Origin of the sequence: Streptomyces sp. NPDC047079 (assembly GCF_040643755.1) — a bacterium.
Classification (GTDB): domain Bacteria; phylum Actinomycetota; class Actinomycetes; order Streptomycetales; family Streptomycetaceae; genus Streptomyces.
In genome coordinates this window covers 1-1,121 of the sequence record NZ_JBEYUZ010000075.1, presented here as the reverse complement: position 1 = coordinate 1,121, position 1,121 = coordinate 1, and the positions used below count along the sequence as shown (strand labels likewise).

At 70.4% G+C, this 1,121-nt stretch carries 1 protein-coding gene; it reads right to left on the bottom strand.

What is annotated here, in order from left to right:
* Positions 1-33: 33 nt before the first annotated feature.
* Positions 34-1,121 (bottom strand): IS4 family transposase (locus ABZ823_RS30940; protein ID WP_361666242.1); only part of this gene is annotated, 1,088 nt, incomplete at its 5' end.

Below are 1,121 nucleotides of genomic sequence, written 5' to 3'. Positions count from 1 at the left end.
CAACGCCGTTCAGTTAAGGCGGGGCTGTGGGTGTCAAGGGCTGTTCGTAAGCATGGCGATGCTGATGGTGGCTCTGTAGGTGGTGCGGTCGATGGCGGGTCCGCGTGCGTTGTATTTGGAGATCGCGCGTTTGACGATGCGGTCCTTGGTGCGGACCCGCCGGGCCGGTAGAAGGTGGGCCAGGATGTGACGGCCGATGGTGCCGGCGAGGTCGATGTTGGTGCCGGGGATGACGCCGGCGGCCAGGACGAGCTGGTCTCGGGCGGCGGTGAGGGCGGTGGTGAAGCCGGCGCGGTCCGGGTCGGTGCCCGGAACGCTGTCGGTGGCGTCGGTCATTGCGGTGCGTAATGCCTGGTAGGCGGTCAGCAGGGCCCAGACCTCCTGCTCGATGCCGTCCGGGGTGCGGGCCCGCAGGACGCGCCCGCCCAGGATCGTGGACTTCAGCTCCGCATAGGCCGTCTCGATCTCCCAGCGCTCGTGGTAGAGCCGGACGAGTTCGCCGGCCGGGTGGGTGGCAGGGTCGGTGAGGGTGGTCAGCAGCCGGTAGTGGCCGGTGCGTGTGCCCTCAGCGGTGCGAATGGTGATCTCGGCGTTGATGACGCGCATGGTCAGCGTTCCGATGCGGGTCAGTGCCGAGCCGTCGCGGCAGCGGGCCACCGTCGGCAGGTTCCGGTTGGCCTTGCAGCGCACGAGCAGATCGGCGCCGGTGGCGGCCATCTGGTGCAGCAGTGCGGCGGCGGCGAAGTTCCGGTCGCCCAGCAGCAGCATCCCGGCCCGAAGGTCCACTGCCAGCCGGCGGGCATACTCCAGCTCCCCGGTTGCGGCCGGACCGAACACGGCCCCGATCACCGACCGGGTCCCGCAGGCCACCAGCGCTGCCAGACGCAGCTGCGGATAGCCCGAGATGCCGTTGCCGAGCCGCTGGCGGGCGAACACCGTGAGGTTGGCCGGACAGTCCGGAACCGACAGCAGGGTGCCGTCGACCGCGACGGTCCTCAAACCCCGCCACCGACCAGCGGCAGCCGTCGTGGCCGCAGGTCCGCTCACCAGGTCAAACAGTGCCTTCATCGGTGCCGGGCCCAGCCGCTGCCGCGCTTGGCGAAGAGCGCTGCCGCTGGGCC